The organism is Mesonia maritima, assembly GCF_042433895.1.
Classification (GTDB): Bacteria; Bacteroidota; Bacteroidia; order Flavobacteriales; family Flavobacteriaceae; genus Mesonia; species Mesonia maritima.
In genome coordinates this window covers 235,844-253,694 of record NZ_JBHLUA010000012.1, presented here as the reverse complement: position 1 = coordinate 253,694, position 17,851 = coordinate 235,844, and the positions used below count along the sequence as shown (strand labels likewise).

Annotated in this window: 16 protein-coding genes; 11 read left to right on the top strand and 5 right to left on the bottom strand. The window is 34.1% G+C overall.

The genetic code is table 11. The features are described 5' to 3' along the window. Positions 1–23 precede the first annotated feature (23 nt). Together ACFFGL_RS07890 and ACFFGL_RS07885 are read left to right on the top strand one after the other, a co-directional pair. On the top strand, positions 24–458 hold the full coding sequence (locus tag ACFFGL_RS07890) for a deoxycytidylate deaminase (RefSeq protein ID WP_309726930.1): 435 nt from the start codon (positions 24–26) through the stop codon (positions 456–458). Further along, positions 455–2,047 carry a S41 family peptidase gene (locus ACFFGL_RS07885; RefSeq protein WP_309726931.1) on the top strand — a complete coding sequence of 531 codons (1,593 nt, stop codon included), beginning with the start codon at positions 455–457 and terminating at the stop codon, positions 2,045–2,047. The genes ACFFGL_RS07890 and ACFFGL_RS07885 overlap by 4 nt, the downstream gene beginning before the upstream one ends. Here ACFFGL_RS07885 and ACFFGL_RS07880 read toward each other — a convergent pair. Next, on the bottom strand, positions 2,044–2,241 hold the full coding sequence (locus tag ACFFGL_RS07880; protein WP_309726932.1) for a hypothetical protein: 198 nt from the start codon (positions 2,239–2,241) through the stop codon (positions 2,044–2,046). The two genes, ACFFGL_RS07885 and ACFFGL_RS07880, sit on opposite strands and share 4 nt — an antisense overlap. 5 nt (positions 2,242–2,246) lie before the next feature. Continuing rightward, positions 2,247–2,822 carry a MarC family protein gene (locus tag ACFFGL_RS07875; RefSeq protein ID WP_309726933.1) on the bottom strand — a complete coding sequence of 192 codons (576 nt, stop codon included), beginning with the start codon at positions 2,820–2,822 and terminating at the stop codon, positions 2,247–2,249. 145 nt (positions 2,823–2,967) lie between these two features. Between ACFFGL_RS07875 and ACFFGL_RS07870 the strand changes: the two genes are divergently transcribed. From ACFFGL_RS07870 to ACFFGL_RS07845, 6 genes are all read left to right on the top strand, one after another. Next, positions 2,968–3,540 carry a DUF3109 family protein gene (locus ACFFGL_RS07870; RefSeq protein ID WP_309726934.1) on the top strand — a complete coding sequence of 191 codons (573 nt, stop codon included), beginning with the start codon at positions 2,968–2,970 and terminating at the stop codon, positions 3,538–3,540. A 267-nt stretch (positions 3,541–3,807) separates the two neighbouring features. After that, the gene (locus ACFFGL_RS07865; protein ID WP_309726935.1) at positions 3,808–4,785 is read left to right on the top strand and encodes a ribonucleotide-diphosphate reductase subunit beta; all 978 of its coding nucleotides are present in this window, start codon (positions 3,808–3,810) and stop codon (positions 4,783–4,785) included. Between the two features lie 145 nt (positions 4,786–4,930). Then, positions 4,931–7,396, top strand: a complete 2,466-nt coding sequence (locus ACFFGL_RS07860; RefSeq protein ID WP_309726936.1) for a ribonucleoside-diphosphate reductase subunit alpha — start codon at positions 4,931–4,933, stop codon at positions 7,394–7,396. A gap of 87 nt (positions 7,397–7,483) precedes the next feature. Then, positions 7,484–8,830 (top strand): deoxyguanosinetriphosphate triphosphohydrolase, encoded by a 1,347-nt coding sequence (locus ACFFGL_RS07855; RefSeq protein ID WP_309726937.1) that lies wholly within the window; start codon positions 7,484–7,486, stop codon positions 8,828–8,830. A gap of 138 nt (positions 8,831–8,968) precedes the next feature. After that, complete coding sequence (locus ACFFGL_RS07850; RefSeq protein ID WP_309726938.1) at positions 8,969–11,587, top strand: T9SS-dependent M36 family metallopeptidase; 2,619 nt, start codon at positions 8,969–8,971, stop codon at positions 11,585–11,587. Continuing rightward, a complete protein-coding gene (locus tag ACFFGL_RS07845) occupies positions 11,584–12,042 on the top strand; it encodes a hypothetical protein (RefSeq protein WP_309726939.1) in 459 nt (152 codons plus the stop codon). Before ACFFGL_RS07850 ends, ACFFGL_RS07845 begins: the two co-directional genes overlap by 4 nt. 5 nt (positions 12,043–12,047) lie before the next feature. Here the strand turns inward: ACFFGL_RS07845 and dxs are convergent, their stop codons facing one another. Further along, positions 12,048–13,817 carry a 1-deoxy-D-xylulose-5-phosphate synthase gene (dxs, locus tag ACFFGL_RS07840; RefSeq protein WP_309726940.1) on the bottom strand — a complete coding sequence of 590 codons (1,770 nt, stop codon included), beginning with the start codon at positions 13,815–13,817 and terminating at the stop codon, positions 12,048–12,050. A gap of 40 nt (positions 13,818–13,857) precedes the next feature. Here dxs and ACFFGL_RS07835 point away from each other — a divergent pair, with 40 nt between their 5' ends. Beyond that, entirely contained in the window at positions 13,858–14,298 is a 441-nt protein-coding gene (locus ACFFGL_RS07835; protein WP_309726941.1) for a nucleoside deaminase, read from the top strand. Here ACFFGL_RS07835 and ACFFGL_RS07830 read toward each other — a convergent pair. Next, the gene (locus ACFFGL_RS07830) at positions 14,295–15,347 is read right to left on the bottom strand and encodes a carboxypeptidase-like regulatory domain-containing protein (RefSeq protein ID WP_309726942.1); all 1,053 of its coding nucleotides are present in this window, start codon (positions 15,345–15,347) and stop codon (positions 14,295–14,297) included. The two genes, ACFFGL_RS07835 and ACFFGL_RS07830, sit on opposite strands and share 4 nt — an antisense overlap. Before the next feature lie 67 nt (positions 15,348–15,414). Here ACFFGL_RS07830 and ACFFGL_RS07825 point away from each other — a divergent pair, with 67 nt between their 5' ends. Then, a complete protein-coding gene (locus ACFFGL_RS07825) occupies positions 15,415–15,711 on the top strand; it encodes a Bor family protein (protein WP_309726943.1) in 297 nt (98 codons plus the stop codon). Positions 15,712–15,763: 52 nt separating this feature from the next. Further along, complete coding sequence (locus tag ACFFGL_RS07820) at positions 15,764–15,961, top strand: hypothetical protein (RefSeq protein ID WP_309726944.1); 198 nt, start codon at positions 15,764–15,766, stop codon at positions 15,959–15,961. Between the two features lie 72 nt (positions 15,962–16,033). On the opposite strand, the gene ACFFGL_RS07815 is transcribed toward ACFFGL_RS07820, so the two are convergent. Beyond that, a complete protein-coding gene (locus tag ACFFGL_RS07815) occupies positions 16,034–17,848 on the bottom strand; it encodes a lysophospholipid acyltransferase family protein (protein WP_309726945.1) in 1,815 nt (604 codons plus the stop codon). Between the last annotated feature and the right edge of the window lie 3 nt (positions 17,849–17,851).

Here is a 17,851-nt window from a genome sequence, read left to right as displayed (position 1 = left end):
CTAGTAAAAAGCAACATTCTTCCATGTCAGCAAAAAAACAACTCAAATTCGATAAAGCTTACCTTCGCATCGCTGCGGAATGGGGAAAACTTTCACATTGTAAACGCCGTCAAGTAGGCGCTTTAATCGTGAAAGACCGAATGATAATTTCAGATGGTTACAACGGAACGCCAAGCGGATTCGAAAATTGTTGTGAAGATGAAGAAGGTCTCACAAAATGGTACGTTCTTCACGCCGAAGCAAATGCAATTCTTAAAGTTGCGGGTTCTACACAATCCTGTAAAAATGCTACATTATACATCACGATGTCGCCTTGTAAAGATTGCAGTAAACTCATTCATCAAGCAGGAATTAAACGATTGGTTTACCAACAAGGTTATAAAGATAATGCAGGCTTGGTTTTTCTTGAAAAAGCAGGAGTAGAAATAGTTCAAATAACAGATCCACGCGAAGAGTGAAAAAATACGCCTCAAAATATTTGCCGCTCATAATTGGTACTGCGTGCGCTGTAGGAATTTTTCTGGGTTCTTCGCTAGACTTTTCAGATTCCTCAGAAAGCTTATTCAATTCAAATCCGAAAAAGGAAAAATTAAACCGATTAATCGACTACATCGATTATGAATATGTAGATGAAGTAAATACCGATAGCATTGTTGACGTTACGGTGAATAATATTTTAAAAAATCTCGATCCGCATTCAACCTATATTCCGAAGCAAAATTATGAAGAAGTAGCTGAAAATATGAAGGGAGATTTCGTGGGTATCGGGATAAGCTTTTACAAAATTAACGATACAATTGCTGTAATTCGTCCGTTGCCCAATAGCCCGAGTGAAAAAGCGGGAATAAAAGCAGGCGATAGAATTTTATATGCCGATGGAATTCCGCTATTCAGTCAAAATATTACAAACGATTCGCTTACGCATATTTTAAAAGGCGAAATAAATTCTAAAGTAAATTTAAAAGTTTGGCGAAAAAACGAAGATGAGTTACTGGAAATTCCTGTTAAACGCAGTATTATCCCAATAAAAAGTGTAGATGCGGCTTATATGCTAACGGCAAATTTGGGTTATGTAAAAGTAAATCGTTTTGCTGAAACTACGTTTGCTGAATTTGAAAAAGCGATTGAAAATTTAATCGATAAAGGCGCTTCAGAATTAGTACTCGATTTACGTGATAATGGTGGCGGATATTTAGATGAAGCAGTAAAGATAGCAGACGAATTTTTGGAAAAAGAAAAACTGATTTTATTCACTAAAAATAAAAACGGAAACATCGAAAAAACGTTCGCTACCAAAAAAGGAAGGTTCGAAAACAGCAAAGTTTACGTGTTAATTAATGAAAATTCAGCTTCAGCTAGTGAAATTGTAGCCGGCGCTTTGCAAGACAACGATGTAGGTATAATTGTAGGTCGCAGATCATACGGAAAAGGTTTGGTGCAACGCGAAATGGAATTGGGAGATGGAAGCGCAGTTCGTTTAACGGTGGCGAGATATTACACTCCAACCGGAAGATCCATTCAAAAACCGTATGATAACGGAAATAAAGCTTATTTTAAAGAATATCAACATCGGTATGAAAATGGCGAATTAACCAATAAAGATAGTATTTCAGTAAACGATTCTTTAAAATATACCACGCCAAAAGGAAAAATAGTCTATGGTGGCGGCGGAATAATTCCTGATATTTTTGTTCCGAAAGATGTAAATTATAAAAGAGAAAGTCTAACTTATATGTTGCGTGGCGGCGTAATGGATCGGTTTATTTTTAATCAGTTGGAAAAAGACCGCGAATTTTATAATAAATTAAGCTTAGAAGAATTTAGTGAGCAAGAAATTATTTCCGAAGAAATTGTACAGGAATTTATTGAGTATTTACGTCAGTTTAATTACGATTACCAGACCGGAAAATACAAAGATTTATTGCAACAATATTTAAAAGCCACCATGGCTGAACAACTTTTTGGAAGTAATGCTTTCGAAAAAATAGTGAATCAAAACGATGCGATGATTCAGAAAGTATTGCAACTAGAAAATCAGGAAAATTAAGCCTTTACCTGATTTTTTATGGTTCTGGAAACTAGCAAAATTAGCATTAGCACAATAACGCAAAGTGCACATAAAATACAGGCAAGTGCAACGCTACTTTCTTTTCCGAAGATGTTATTGTAATCTAAAAGTGTGAAATTATAAATAAGCATTGCTACTGCAGATGCAATTAAAAAATAAATTAAATACTTCATGTAGGCTATTTAAATAGATTTTGAATATTTGCTGTAAACAGCTTTACGGCAATGGCTAGCAAAATTACACCAAAAATTTTACGCACCACACTAATTCCTTGTTTTCCTAAAACGCGCTCAATTCTTCCAGACGATTTTAAAACAAGATAGACAAATATAATATTTATGATGATAGCTACAATAATATTCACAATATGATATTCCGCTCTAAGTGAAAGAATTGAAGTCATTGTTCCCGCTCCTGCAATTAACGGAAAAGCCAACGGCACAACCGCTGCGGTTTCTGGCGCGTCATCTTTATAAAGTTGAATTCCTAAAATCATTTCTATGGCTAGAAAAAATAAAATGAAAGAACCGGCTACGGCAAAAGAATTTACATCAATCCCGATGAGGTTTAAAATTTCTTCTCCTACAAATAAAAAAACGACCATTAAAATGCCGGCCACAATCGAAGCTTTTTCACTTTGAATATGTCCTGCTCGTTTACGTAAGTCAACTATAATAGGAATACTACCAATAATATCAATTACGGCGAACAAGATCATACTTGCCGTCATCATTTCTTTAAAGTTAAAACTCATCACTTTCAATTTTTTAAAAACGCGCGCAAAAGTAATAGATTTTTAGCGGACCTAAAACCGTAATACTGACTATTTTCCTAAAAAAGATAAATATGAATTTGAAGCTAATTATGGTAATCGAAAAAAAACATTCTACCTTTGTAAAATGTTTCAATTAGGAAAAACAATAGTATCAGAAGACATTCTTACCAAAGATTTTGTCTGTAACCTTTCGGCGTGTAAAGGCGCTTGTTGCGTAGAAGGAGAAGCTGGAGCACCGGTAGAAAAGGAAGAAAGCGAAATTTTGAAAGAAGTTTACTCAAAAGTAAAACCTTTTTTACGCAAAGAAGGAATAGAATCTATTGAAAAACAAGGGCTCTATACTGAAAATGATTTCGGTGAATTAGAAACTCCTTTGGTAAACGGAGCAGAATGTGCCTACGTAACATTTGATGATAAAGGAACAGCACTTTGTGGAATTGAAGCTGCTTATCGCGCCGGAGAAATTTCTTGGAAAAAACCTATTTCTTGTGAATTGTATCCAATTCGAATTCAAAAATATTCTCAGTTTTCAGCGGTAAATTATCACCGTTGGCCAATTTGTGATGATGCTTGTAGTTTAGGTAAAGAATTACAAACTCCAATTTACAAATTCGTAAAAGAAGCACTTATTAAAAAGTTTGGCGAAGATTGGTATAATGATTTAGAAAATACTGCGAAATCCATCGTAAAAGACTAAATGCTAAGAACTACTTTAATTTAAAAATCATGAGATTTATTTAAAGCCTTATTTTACAAGGCTTAGTTAACTACGCGTTTTGTAAATTACTAAAAAACAGTAAATTATATTTAAAATCTGCTAAAGCCTTTACCAGCTTGGGTTTAGCTCCCGTGTTAAAAACTTGTTGAAAAACTCAGTGCTTATTTTTATCAAATAGGGTATTAATTTGTGATATTTGTTAGTCCTCAAAGGAAAAGAAATTATAACTCAAAATAAAGAAAAGCGATGGCGCAAGTAGAACCAATTTTACAGGAAAATAAAGATCGATTTGTCATATTTCCAATTCAACACGAAGATATTTGGGAATGGTATAAAAAAATGGAAGCTAGTTTTTGGACGGCGGAAGAAATCGATTTACACCAAGATCTTTCAGATTGGGAAAACAAATTAAATGATGACGAGCGCTATTTCATAAAACACATCTTAGCATTTTTTGCCGCTTCAGATGGAATTGTAAATGAAAATTTAGCTGAAAACTTTGTAAACGAAGTTCAGTATTCTGAAGCAAAATTCTTTTATGGCTTTCAGATTATGATGGAAAATATTCATTCTGAAACCTATTCGTTACTGATTGACACTTATGTAAAAGAAGAAAAAGAGCGTGATCGTTTGTTTAAAGCCATCGAAAACTTTCCCGCGATCAAGAAAAAAGCAGATTGGGCATTAAAGTGGATCGAATCAGATTCTTTTGCAGAACGACTTATTGCATTTGCCGCTGTTGAAGGGATTTTCTTTTCAGGGTCTTTCTGCTCTTTATTTTGGTTGAAGAAAAGAGGAATTATGCCTGGGTTAACTTTTTCAAATGAGTTAATTTCTCGCGATGAAGGCGTTCATTGTGATTTTGCCGTGCATTTGCACAACAATCACTTGGTGAATAAAGTTTCAAAAGAACGTATTCGAGAGATTTTAGTTGATGCCTTAAATATTGAACGTGAGTTTATTACTGAATCTTTGCCGGTAAGCTTAATTGGTATGAACGCGAAATTAATGACACAATACCTTGAGTTTGTAACCGATAGATTATTGGTAGAATTAGAATGCGAAAAAGAATATGGAACCGCGAATCCATTCGACTTTATGGATATGATTAACCTACAAGGAAAAACAAATTTCTTTGAAAAACGCGTAGGTGAATATCAAAAAGCTGGTGTAATGAATAAAGATAAAGAAGACGATAGAATCAGTTTCGATGCCGATTTTTAGTCAGCTTTTCACCCCAATCCTAAATTAAATAACCCGAAATCAACTTAATTTTTTAATAGAATTAAGTTTAGAATAATAAAAAATAAACCTTGCGAGATAGCGGCGAGCAGCCACTTCTTCCGCTTAATTTAAATAGAGTAGCGCTATGTATGTAATCAAAAGAAACGGACAAAAAGAGCCGGTGATGTTCGATAAAATCACCGCCAGAGTTAGAAAATTATGCTATGGTTTAAATCCATTGGTAGAACCTACAAAAGTCGCAATGCGCGTAATCGAAGGTTTGTACGATGGCGTAACAACCAGCGAGCTTGATAATCTTGCCGCAGAAGTTGCCGCAACCATGACAACCACGCATCCCGATTATGCACATTTGGCCGCGAGAATTTCGGTTTCAAACTTGCATAAAAATACCAAGAAAACTTTTTCTGAAGTAATGACCGATTTATATGAATATGTAAATCCGCGTACCGGTGAAAAAGCACCTTTGCTTTCAGATGAAGTTTATAATGTAATTATGGAAAATAAAGATATTCTAGATTCTAGAATTATCTATAACCGCGATTTTGGTTACGATTATTTCGGTTTTAAAACCTTAGAGCGCTCTTACTTATTAAAATTAAACGGAGAAATCGCAGAACGTCCGCAACATATGTTGATGCGTGTTTCCGTAGGAATTCATTTAACCGATATCGATTCAGCGTTAGAAACTTATGAGTTGATGTCTAAAAAATATTTTACACACGCTACACCAACTTTATTTAATTCAGGAACTCCTAAACCGCAAATGTCATCTTGTTTTCTTTTAACCATGAAAGATGATAGTATTGATGGGATTTACGATACCTTAAAACAAACGGCAAAAATATCGCAATCTGCCGGCGGAATTGGTTTGTCTATCCACAACATTCGCGCTACCGGTTCGTATATTTCAGGAACTAACGGAACTTCTAACGGAATTGTACCGATGCTTCGTGTCTATAACGATACCGCACGTTATGTAGATCAAGGTGGAGGAAAACGAAAAGGTTCATTCGCAATGTATGTAGAACCTTGGCATGCTGATATTTTTGATTTCTTAGACTTGAAGAAAAATCACGGAGCCGAAGAGCGTCGCGCAAGAGATTTATTCTATGCGATGTGGATTCCAGATTTATTCATGAAACGAGTAGAAGAAGATTCTACGTGGACGCTAATGTGTCCAAATGAATGCCCAAATTTATTCAACGTTCATGGCGAAGAATTTGAAAAACTTTATACCAAATACGAAGAACAAGGAAAAGGAAGAAAAACTATAAAAGCGCGTGAACTTTGGGAGAAAATTTTAGAATCTCAAATTGAAACCGGAACGCCTTATATGCTGTATAAAGATTCGGCAAACAGAAAATCGAATCAGAAAAATTTAGGAACTATTCGCTCGTCTAATTTATGTACAGAAATTCTGGAATATACCAGTCCAGATGAGGTCGCGGTTTGTAATTTGGCTTCTATTGCTTTACCAATGTTTGTAAAAGATGGCAAATTCGACCACAAAGAATTGTTCAAAATCACTAAGCGCGTTATTAAGAATTTAAATAAGGTAATCGATAGAAATTACTATCCTGTAAAAGAAGCTGAAAATTCTAATTTCCGTCATCGTCCGGTTGGTTTAGGTGTTCAAGGTTTAGCCGATGCGTTTATTAAATTGCGTATGCCATTTACCAGCGATGAAGCAAAACAACTGAACCAAGAAATCTTCGAAACGCTTTATTTTGGTGCCGTAACCGCTTCTATGGAATTGGCAAAAGAAGAAGGTCCTTATTCAACTTATGAAGGTTCACCAATTAGTCAAGGAGAATTCCAATATAATTTATGGGGAATAAAAGATGAAGATTTAAGCGGAAGATGGGATTGGAAAAACTTACGTGAAAAAGTATTGAAAAATGGCGTTCGGAATTCATTATTACTAGCGCCAATGCCAACAGCATCTACTTCACAAATTTTAGGAAACAACGAAGCTTTTGAACCATATACGTCTAACATTTATACAAGACGTGTACTTTCAGGAGAATTTATCGTGGTAAATAAACATTTATTGGAAGATTTAGTGCGTTTAGATTTATGGACCGATGATGTAAAAGATGCGATTATGCGAGCAAACGGATCTGTTCAAGATATTGATGTGATTCCACAGGAATTAAAAGAACTGTATAAAACCGTTTGGGAATTATCGATGAAAGATATTATCGATATGTCGCGTCACCGCGGTTATTTTATCGATCAGTCGCAATCGCTTAACTTATTTATGGAAGGCGCAACGATGGCAAAATTAACATCAATGCATTTCTATGCTTGGAAAAGCGGACTTAAAACGGGAATGTATTACCTGCGCACAAAATCTGCCGTAGATGCTATTAAATTTACGTTGAGCAATGAGAAAAAGGCATCGCCAGAACAGCAAGAAACTGCTGCAAAAGCTGCTGAAAAATTAAAAGCTGAACGTCAAAGAATGCAACAAAAAAGACAAGAACCCGTAACGCCGGAAGGAACTTCGCTTTCACCGGAAGAATTGCGGGAAATCATTAAACAATCTAAAGAATCTGAAGGAGACGATTGTTTAATGTGTGGTTCTTAATTTTGATTTTCAATTAGTTAATAAGAAAGACGGAAGCCTTTAAAAGCTTCCGTTTTTTTATATTTTTATCTTTTCAATTATAATTTTATGAACTGGCACCAATTACTTTCTTTAAAACGCGCGGGAGACACACAAGTTAGACAGCGAAAAAATCAAGACGAAACACGCTTAGGTTTCGAAGTAGATTACGATCGCGTTATTTTTTCTTCCGCATTTAGAAGTCTGCAAGATAAAACCCAAGTAATTCCACTTTCAAAAACCGATTTCGTGCACACGCGATTAACGCACAGTTTAGAGGTTTCGGTTGTGGGACGATCATTGGGAAGAATTGTAGGAAAACAGTTGCTAGAAAAATATCCGGAATTGGCGAAAACGTATGGCTATCAATTTAATGATTTTGGAGCAATTGTCGCAGCAGCAGCTTTGGCGCACGATATTGGAAATCCGCCCTTCGGGCATTCAGGAGAAAAAGCAATTGGCGAATATTTTAAAACCGGAAATGGAAAACGCTTTAAAAATCAATTAACTGAAAAAGAATACCACGATTTAGCGCATTTTGAAGGAAACGCTAACGGATTTAAGTTATTAACTGAAACCAAAAACGGGACAAAAGATGGCTTGCGTCTATCATACGCAACACTTGGCGCTTTTACTAAATATCCAAAAGAATCACTTCCGCATAAACCTTCAAAAAAAATAGGCGATAAAAAATTCGGCTACTTTCAAAGTGAAAAAAATATTTTTGAGGATGTGGCGAAAGAGCTTGGATTATTATCAACCGGAAATGATGGTGATGTTCATTTTAAACGGCATCCACTGGCATTTTTAGTTGAAGCTGCCGATGATATTTGTTATACCATAATTGATTTTGAAGACGGTATAAATCTCGGTTTAATCGAAGAAGAATTCGCCTTAGAATATTTAATAAAACTAGTAAAAAACACCCTTGATATTGAAAAATATCATGCGCTAACCACTAAAAACAGTCGGTTAAGTTATTTACGTTCGTTAGCCATAAATACTTTAATTCAAGAAGCTACACGCGTTTTTATTGAAAACGAAGAAGAAATTTTAAGCGGAGAATTTTCAGTTTCACTGTTAGAAAAATCAAATTTTACCGCTCAAATAGAAGATATTCTCTCCATTAGTCGAAATAAAATTTACCAAAGTAATGAGGTAATGGAAAAAGAAATTGCGGGTTATAAAATAATTTCTACGTTGTTAGACGCTTATACTTCAGCAATAGAACACAAAAAAAACCATAACGCCACAAATTACGATAAGTTAATTATAAATAGCTTATTGAAAGAAAACGAATTTGAAGAAAAATCGACATACGAATGGCTAATTAGTCTTTCAAGTCAAGTAGCTTCCTTAACCGATGGAAACGCATTACGCATTTACAGAAAGTTATCGGGTTTTGATAGTTATTAAATTTAAAGAAAATCTGTAACTTGTTGAAATAAAGTGAATTTGTTCGAGAATCAAACATTGTAGTTTTTAATATTCGATGTTGTAAATAACTAAATGGTTTTGCGGTTTTATAAGCAATGTTTTATTAAAAATAATTCCATGAATAAATATTTGTATTTAATTTTCAGTCTGTTATGTTTTTCTTTTTCAATTGAAGCACAAGAAAATAGTCTACGGTTATTTAAAGAAGTACTCTTAAGAGATGAAGAAAACTTTACTGCCCAAGATATTGAAGCGATAAAATTATCAAGTCAACATACTTCAAAAAACGGAGAGATTACCTATGCTTATTTTCAGCAATATATTAATGAAGAACCCATACTAAATGCGTTAGGGTCCGTAGTTTTGAAAAATGGAAAAATTATTTCTTATCATCAAAAGTTTGTTTCACAAATCAATAAAAAGCTGACAAATTCTTCCATTAAAATTTCTCCTTACGAAGCGCTGGAAATCGCTACTGAAAATTTAAATATAGAATATAGAGGAAATATAGAATTAATAATCGACGATAAGAAAAAACAATATTTTAAAGCACCTTTAATTAGCCAAGCTGAAATTCCTATTGAAAAAGTATATGTTGCAACAGAAGAAAATTTAAAAATAGGATTTAAACTTATTGTAAAAACCAAAAATCATTGGTGGTCTATCGTAATCGATGGATCTTCTCAAAATATAATATGGAAAAATGATTGGGTAACCAGTTGTAATTTTGATTTGTGTGATACTAACACGAATGAAAGTATATTAGAAAAACGTGTTTCTTCAAATTCTGCTCCAAATGCTAGTTACAAAGTTTATCCAATTCCCACAGAATCTCCAAATCATGGAAATAGAATACTAGTAAATTCACCCGAAAACTTGAATGCTTCTCCATTTGGTTGGCATGATGATAATGGAATTGATGGTGAAGAATATACCGATACGCGCGGAAATAATGTTTGGGCTTATGAAAACCGAAATGGTGATAATTCGTTAGGAGAATTTGCTGATGCACAAAATGCGTTAGTTTTTGATTTCTCTTTAGATTTAAACCAAGATCCAATAGCTTATGCTGATGCCGCTACCGTAAATCTTTTTTATTGGAATAATCTCATGCACGACGTTTGGTATGAATATGGTTTTGATGAGGCAAGCGGAAATTTTCAAGCGATAAATTATGGTGGAACTTCTCAGCCAAATTCAGATCAGGTTTTAGCTAGAGCGCAGGACGGGTCAAATTTTGGACCGGGTAATAATGCTACATTTGGAACTCCTCCCGATGGAGAAAGTGGTGTTATGCGAATGTTTACTTGGGGCTCAGAAGATTTCCCTATTTTGTTGAATATTAGTTCTCCGCCTTCGTTGGCTGGAAATTATGAAGCCTTACAAGCAGGATTTGCAGCAGATATACCGAGTAGCGGAATTCAAACTGAGTTAGTGTTAATTGAAGAATCAAATTCATTCACTTCAGATCCTTATGACGCTTGCGAAGTAATCTCAAATACAAACGAATTAAACGGAAATATTGCTGTAATTAGAAGAGGAACGTGTTCGTTTCTTACCAAAATTCAAAAAGCTCAAAATGCAGGTGCTATCGGAGTAATTATTGTAAATAATGTAGGGAGTGATATTATTTATATGCAGAGCAATACCAGTGCTAACATTACTATTCCTGCTATAATGATTTCTCAAGCCGATGGAACTTCATTAATCAACCAGTTAATCAGTGGTGAAAATGTAAATGGATCTTTAGCAAATATCGGTCCTTTTCAGAAGGATGGCGATTTTGATTCAGGAATAATTGCGCACGAATATGGTCATGGAATATCCAATCGATTAACCGGTGGAGCATCAAATTCAGATTGCTTAATGTCTTGTGTTGATTATGATGAAGAAGGAAACTGCATACAAAAGACAGAGCAAATGGGAGAGGGTTGGAGTGATTATTTTGCTTTGGTAATGACTATGAAAGAAAGTGATCAACCCGAAGATCCTAGAGGAATCGCAACTTATGTAACCAACCAACCTACAAACGGAACAGGAATTAGAAACGCACCTTATTCAACAGATTTTTCTGTAAATGATTTCACTTATGGAGATACCAACGATACTTCTCAACTTTCAGCTCCACACGGGGTAGGTTTTGTTTGGGCAACAATGCTTTGGGATTTAACGTGGGCTTTTATAGACGAATATGGTTTTGATGCTGATATTTACAATGGAACTGGCGGAAATAATAAAGTGATGCAATTGGTTATCGACGGACTCAAATTACAATTCTGTAATCCAGGTTTTATAGATGGTCGCGATGCTATTTTACAAGCAGATGTCTTAGAGGATAATGGCGATAATCAATGTCTAATTTGGTCAGTTTTTGCAAAACGCGGTTTAGGATTTAGTGCAACTCAAGGAAGTTCTTTTTCTAGAACAGATCAAATCGAAGCTTTTGATTTGCCACCAACTTCAGTATTAAGTTGTGATTTAAATACTTCCGATAGTAACGGGAGAGAATTTAAGATTTATCCTAATCCTGTTGATGATATTCTTTATATTGAACACGGAAAACAAGAATTTGCGGATATTTCAATTTTTGACATAAATGGAAGATTAATTTATTCGGAAAAAGAAACGAAAATTCAACAAAAAAGTATAGATGTTTCTTCTTTTGAAGCTGGAATATATTTAGTGGAAATTAATTCAAATTCAACAAAAGAAACCTTTAAATTAATAGTTAAATGAATTTCCAATTAAACACTTATATCATCTTAATTTGTCTTACAATTTCTATGATTTCTTGTAAGAATAAGAATTCAAAATCTGAAAAAGAGAATGAAAAGGGGGTAAATTCAGAATTTAAATCTTCCGTTGATGAGGAAAAAATAACGGAACAATTACAAGGAAATTGGAAAGAAACAGAATATCCTTTTCGTAAAGTAGAATTCAAAAAATCAATGGTGAAATTTACAGAAGAAGGAATGGTTGAAGAACCAAGTTTTGAAAAATTTCAAATTTCCACAGAATGTCCATTTGATGTTAGAAATATAAAAAATACTGAAGCAGATGATATCTTTATAGTGTTAGAGAAAAATAATCGTTGTGAAAAATTAAAAATAAGTAATGACTCGTTAATTATTAGTGGTTATAATGTAGCTACAAAAAATAACTACCGAATTTTCTATAAAAAAGAAAAATAAAAGATTTAAGTTAAAACCTCATCCAATGTTTTCTTTATTGCTTTTACTGAAATTCCGGCTAAATTTTGTAACTCTTCAATTGTTCCGTGTTCAATAAATTCATCTGGAATTCCTAGCGGAATTATGGAAGAGTTATAACGATGTTGGTTTGCAAAACTAATGACCGCTTCATTAAAACCCCCTGAAATAGCACCATCTTCAACCGTGATTATTGTAGTGAATTTTTTAAAAACCTGATGTAATCTTTTTTCATCTAAAGGTTTTACAAAACGCATATCAATAATTTCAATGAAGTTTTCAGAGAATTTTTTTGTAGCCTCTTTTACATTTTGAAGCATATTACCGACACTTAAAATAGCAACTTTTTCACCCGACTGAATTTTACGGGAACGACCGATTTCAATTTTCTTAAAGGTTTTTTTCCAATTATTAATATTTCCGCGACCGCGTGGATAACGAATAGCTATAGGATTTTCTAAACCTAAAGAAGCCGTATAAAGAATATTTCGCAATTCAACTTCATCAGCAGGTGTTGCGATAATTAAATTCGGAATGCAACGTAAATATGCAATATCAAAAACGCCTTGATGCGTAGCGCCATCTTCACCAACCAAACCAGCGCGATCGATACAAAAAATTACCGGCAAATTTTGTAAAGCTACATCGTGAATTACTTGATCGTAAGCGCGTTGTAAAAATGTAGAATAAATGGCGCAAAAAACTACTTTTCCTTGGGTTGTCATTCCTGCGGAAAGCGTTACGGCGTGTTGTTCGGCAATACCGACATCAAAAGCGCGATCGGGAAACTCTTCCATCATAAATTTTAAAGAACTTCCGGTTGGCATCGCGGGGGTAATTCCGATAATATTTTTGTTTTCTTTCGCTAATTCAACTAAAGTCAACCCAAAAACATCTTGAAATTTTGGCGGAAGTTTTTCTTCATTTTTCGGAATAACTTCGCCTGTTTCTTTATCAAATTTTCCAGGTGCATGGTATTTTACTTGATCTTCTTCCGCTTTTTGTAAACCTTTTCCTTTTTTGGTAATTACGTGGAGAAATTTTGGTCCTTTTACTTTCTTCAATTTTTCAAAAGCTGAAAAAAGTGAATCAAAATTATGACCGTCAATTGGTCCGGAATAATGAAAATTAAGCGCTTCAATTATATTGGCTTGTTTCGGTTTTTTACCAATTCCGGCTTTCGTTAAATATTCTTTTAACGCGCCAACGCTCGGGTCAATTCCAATAGCGTTATCGTTTAAAATAATCCATAAATCGGTATCGGTTACGCCGGCATGATTTAAGCCTTCAAACGCCATTCCGCTTGCAATCGAAGCGTCGCCAATTACAGCGATGTGTTGTTTTTTTTCTCCATTTAATTTAGAAGCGATTGCCATTCCTAAAGCGGCAGAAATTGAAGTTGAACTGTGACCGACGCCAAAGGTGTCGAATATACTTTCTGTTCTTTTCGGAAAACCGCTTAAGCCATTTAATTTTCGATTGGTATCAAAATTCTGTCTTCTTCCGGTTAAAATTTTATGTCCGTAGGCTTGGTGACCAACATCCCAAACTAATAAGTCTTTTGGCGTATTAAAAAAATAATGCAACGCGATGGTTAATTCAACTACACCTAAACTCGCGCCTAAATGTCCTTCTTTGGTAGCCACAATATCTATTATAAATTCGCGTAACTCTTTAGCGAGTTGTGGAAGTCTTTCCGAAGATATTTTACGTAAATCTTCGGGTGAATTTATGGTATTTAAAATTGAAGTTTCCATACCTTGCAAAGGTAACTTTTGAAATGATATTAGAAACATTATGATAGAAGCTTTTGACGATTCGTATTTTATGAAGAAAGCTTTAGCCGAAGCCAATTTAGCTTTTGAACGTGATGAAATTCCTGTAGGAGCGGTAGTGGTGAGCAATCAATCTATTATTGCACGCGGCCATAATTTAACTGAAATGCTTACCGATGTAACCGCTCATGCCGAAATGCAAACTATTACAGCAGCGGCAAATTATTTAGGGGGAAAGTTTTTACGTGATTGTACAATGTATGTGACGTTAGAACCTTGCCAAATGTGTGCAGGAGCTTTATATTGGAGTCAACTTTCGCGACTAGTAATTGCCGCTCCGGATGAACATCGCGGATATCGAAAAATGGGTGCACAATTACATCCAAAAACGACAGTAGAATTCGGGATTTTGGAAGCGGAGTCTGCTTCGTTATTGAAAGAATTTTTTAAGAAAAAACGTTAATCTGGCGGTTGATAATTTAATGGAAGAAGCGAGGAAACTTTCTGTTTTCCCATTTCTCCACCAAAATAGAATAAAGTTGCCGGATAAAAATTTCCATAATTATCAATGATAAATTTTAAACTATCTTTTTCAGGATAAGTCGATTGAATATACGATTGATTAAAATCTTTGTGCAGAATCGTTAAGCGATTTGTAAGCCAAGTGATTTCCGATTCATTTTCTTTCTGTTCTACTTTTAAAAATTTATAGCGGGGTCTTTCAAAACTTTCATAAAAAATACGGTAGTCGTTTTCTTTCAAATTTTTCTTAGATAACGAGCGCATAAAATGCATAATTGAACCATAATAGGTTTCCTTTCTTCTTTTTATATATCTTCTACGCACTCTCTTTTTAAGTTCTTTAAAATAACTTGAACCTGAATGAAAAAATGCTTTGGGAGTGTAATGTTGTTGACCGCTCTGTAGAATTCTCTCTGCTGAAGTAAATTTTATTGAAAAGTCTTTTAAGGAATATTCTATGATATAGCCTAAATAAGGATTTTCAATTTTAAGAGGTACATCACACCAGGCTTTTAATTCTTTTTTTGAAGGTCTGAATTTTAATCGAATTTTATCTTCGTTTAAAATTTTGCATTCTTTTTCTCGGTAATCTTTTCCTAAAAAATAATCTCTGAAATATTCCAACTTCTTTTCTCTTGACCAAGGATCGGTTTCTAATACTACACCTTCTATGCTTTCGGGCTTTAATTTTAAAGCAATTGTGCCAAAGTCGATTTTTGTTTCTTCAGAAGAAATGGGTAATACTTTTGTTTCGTAACCTAAATATCGAATAATTAAAGGCGCTTGTAAATTTTGTTCGGTTTCCAGTAAAAATTTTCCGTCTGAATTTGTGATCGTTCCTAAACTAGAACCATCTATATAAACGCTAACACCTTCCAAATTCTTATTTGATTCCTCATCAACAATTTTTCCTTTTAGGCTTTGTTGCGCAGTAAGAAGTAAGGATGAAAAAACAAAAAAAACTGTTAAAAATAATTTATGGGTTTTCATTCTGTTTTAAAATATTTCTTATTTTCGGAAGATAAATCTTTTATGTATAATTTTAAAATCAAATTGTATGATTAAAAAAACCACTAAAATGCTAGCAGTTGTTTTTGCAAGTGCATTGTTGCTAACCTCCTGTTATTCGTACACAAGTACTGTTGGAGAAGGAGCTCAAGGAAATAAAGAAGTAACAAAATGGAATCATTACGTAGTGTATGGCTTAGCACCTGTAGGTGTTTCAGATTCTAAAGAAATGGCCGGAGGAGCAGAAAATTATACGGTTCATACCAGACAAACTTTCGTAAACGGATTAGTTTCTTCTTTAACTTTCGGGATGTACACTCCAACTACAACCACGGTTACAAAATAAATTTATTAAAATAGGCTGAAGTAATTTCTTCAGCCTGTTTAATTTAGAGTTTATGAAAAAAGCATTATTTTATTTCTGCGGATTTATCGCAATTATATTGTTCATCAATATTTTGAAAATAGTATTTACCGATTTAAGTAGACTTACTGAGTACGGTTACGGCTATCTTGTTGGGAAAATTATTTTATTTATTGTATTTAGTGGAATAGTTATTTTATTAAAACGAAAAATTGATTTCTCAAGTAAATAAAAACTTAGAAATTTATATTGAAAATAAGAGTAGAAATTTTCCAAAAGAACTTTTATAATCAGGAAAAATTACTTAATCATTTTCGTTATTTTCCATTTTTCGTTCCAATTCTTCTTGAAACTCTTCCATGACGGGTTTTACGGTAGATTCGGGTAAATCTGCAATTCTAATATACATTAATCCGTCAACCGAATTATTAAAAAGCGGATCTACATTAAAAGCCACTACTTTTGCATTTTGCTTAATGTATTTTTTCAGTAAAACAGGCATTCGTAAACTATCGGGTTCTAACTCATCGATTAATTTATCGAACCTATTTAAATCGGCTTTACTTTCATCGAACACAAAATCTTTATCGACATCTTTCAATTTAACTTTGTATTCTTTTTTAGGTCGAACGTATTGCGCAACATAAGGATCGTAGTAATGCGATTTCATAAACTCGATCATCATCGATTTTGAAAATGAAGAAAATTTATTGCTAATACTCACACCGCCAATTAAATATTTATGTTCAGGAAAACGCAACGTACAATGCACAATTCCTTTCCAAAGCAAAAATAATGGCATCGGTTTTTGCTGATATTCTTTTACAATAAATGCACGACCCATTTCTATGGATTCGCTCATAAGTTTATGGAGTTCAGGTTCAAACCTAAATAATTGCTGAAGGTAAAAACCATCGATTCCGTATTGCGGAAAAATTTTAGCACCAAAACCCATTCGGTAAGCGCCCACAATTTTATGCGCTTCGTTATCGTATAAAAACATATGATGATAATAATCATCAAATTCATCAAGATCTGTTGCATTATTGGTTCCTTCGCCAATTGCACGAAAAGTTATTTCGCGAAGTCTACCTATTTCATTCATAATATTGGGAATGAACTCTCGTTCGGCAAGAAAAACTTCGTAATTTTTACTAATTAATAAACGCTTATCGTTTTCGCGGCAAAAATCTACTTCTTCTTGCATTAAATGCTCAGCAGTTTCGCCCACAATTTTTTTAGGGCTCCGCGGAATTTTAATCTGCGTAGGAATATTAAGGTTATTTAGTAAACTTTTTTTATCGAATCCGCTGGAAAGCATATAGGTTTTTTTCCGAAGAAAGAAAGTGAACTCTTCTAAATCTGAATATTCTTCCTGATCTTCAACCGAAATAGGATTTCCTATTCTAACTTTAATTTTCCTGTTCTTTTGCGAAAGCATTTCGCTTGGTAATTTTGCTGTTCGCAGTGTTTCATTTAATTGCGAAAGTTTATAAAACGAAGCGCTATTTTTTCCGTGGAAATAAATAGGAATAACCGGAACTTTAGATTTCTGAATTAATTTCATCGCTTCAGGCAGCCACGGTCTATCGACAATCGTTTTTTCTTCTTTATGCGTAGAAACTTCACCTGCGGGAAAAATTCCTAGCGGATGTTCTTCTTTTAAATGCGCAATGGCACTTTTAATTCCCAACACGCTCGATTTTGCTTCCTTGTGATTTTCAAAAGGATTTACCGGCATAATGTAAGGCTGCAAAGGGTCGAGACGATGCAATAAAAAATTAGCGATTACTTTAAAATCGGGACGCTTTTCAATTAAAATTTTCATCAGTAACATTCCGTCAATTGCGCCAAGCGGATGATTAGAAATGGTAATAAACGCCCCGTTTTTAGGGATTCGCTTTAAATCTTTTTCAGGAATTTCGTAGTTTACTTCTAAATAATCTAGAATTGAATCTAAAAATTCAGGTCCGTCTAAATGTTTGCGGTCGTCGTAAACTTTATTGAAGTGACTCAATTTTGTGATTTGCATTAAGGCAGCACCAAAAGCGGTTCCTAGAAAACCGAATTTTTCTAAATTTAAACCTTTTGCTACTTCTCGAGCCGTTACAAATCCCATCTA

Excerpts from the sequence above, each read along its gene's own strand:
- ACFFGL_RS07820 (WP_309726944.1), top strand. The coding sequence starts at position 15,764 with ATGAAAAAAGCATTATTTTATTTCTGCGGATTTATCGCAATTATATTG.
- ACFFGL_RS07860 (WP_309726936.1), top strand. The coding sequence starts at position 4,931 with ATGTATGTAATCAAAAGAAACGGACAAAAAGAGCCGGTGATGTTCGAT.
- ACFFGL_RS07830 (WP_309726942.1), bottom strand. The coding sequence starts at position 15,347 with ATGAAAACCCATAAATTATTTTTAACAGTTTTTTTTGTTTTTTCATCC.
- ACFFGL_RS07835 (WP_309726941.1), top strand. The coding sequence starts at position 13,858 with ATGATAGAAGCTTTTGACGATTCGTATTTTATGAAGAAAGCTTTAGCC.
- dxs (WP_309726940.1), bottom strand. The coding sequence starts at position 13,817 with ATGGAAACTTCAATTTTAAATACCATAAATTCACCCGAAGATTTACGT.
- ACFFGL_RS07870 (WP_309726934.1), top strand. The coding sequence starts at position 2,968 with ATGTTTCAATTAGGAAAAACAATAGTATCAGAAGACATTCTTACCAAA.
- ACFFGL_RS07875 (WP_309726933.1), bottom strand. The coding sequence starts at position 2,822 with ATGAGTTTTAACTTTAAAGAAATGATGACGGCAAGTATGATCTTGTTC.
- ACFFGL_RS07850 (WP_309726938.1), top strand. The coding sequence starts at position 8,969 with ATGAATAAATATTTGTATTTAATTTTCAGTCTGTTATGTTTTTCTTTT.
- ACFFGL_RS07855 (WP_309726937.1), top strand. The coding sequence starts at position 7,484 with ATGAACTGGCACCAATTACTTTCTTTAAAACGCGCGGGAGACACACAA.
- ACFFGL_RS07845 (WP_309726939.1), top strand. The coding sequence starts at position 11,584 with ATGAATTTCCAATTAAACACTTATATCATCTTAATTTGTCTTACAATT.
- ACFFGL_RS07890 (WP_309726930.1), top strand. The coding sequence starts at position 24 with ATGTCAGCAAAAAAACAACTCAAATTCGATAAAGCTTACCTTCGCATC.
- ACFFGL_RS07865 (WP_309726935.1), top strand. The coding sequence starts at position 3,808 with ATGGCGCAAGTAGAACCAATTTTACAGGAAAATAAAGATCGATTTGTC.
- ACFFGL_RS07815 (WP_309726945.1), bottom strand. The coding sequence starts at position 17,848 with ATGGGATTTGTAACGGCTCGAGAAGTAGCAAAAGGTTTAAATTTAGAA.
- ACFFGL_RS07880 (WP_309726932.1), bottom strand. The coding sequence starts at position 2,241 with ATGAAGTATTTAATTTATTTTTTAATTGCATCTGCAGTAGCAATGCTT.
- ACFFGL_RS07825 (WP_309726943.1), top strand. The coding sequence starts at position 15,415 with ATGATTAAAAAAACCACTAAAATGCTAGCAGTTGTTTTTGCAAGTGCA.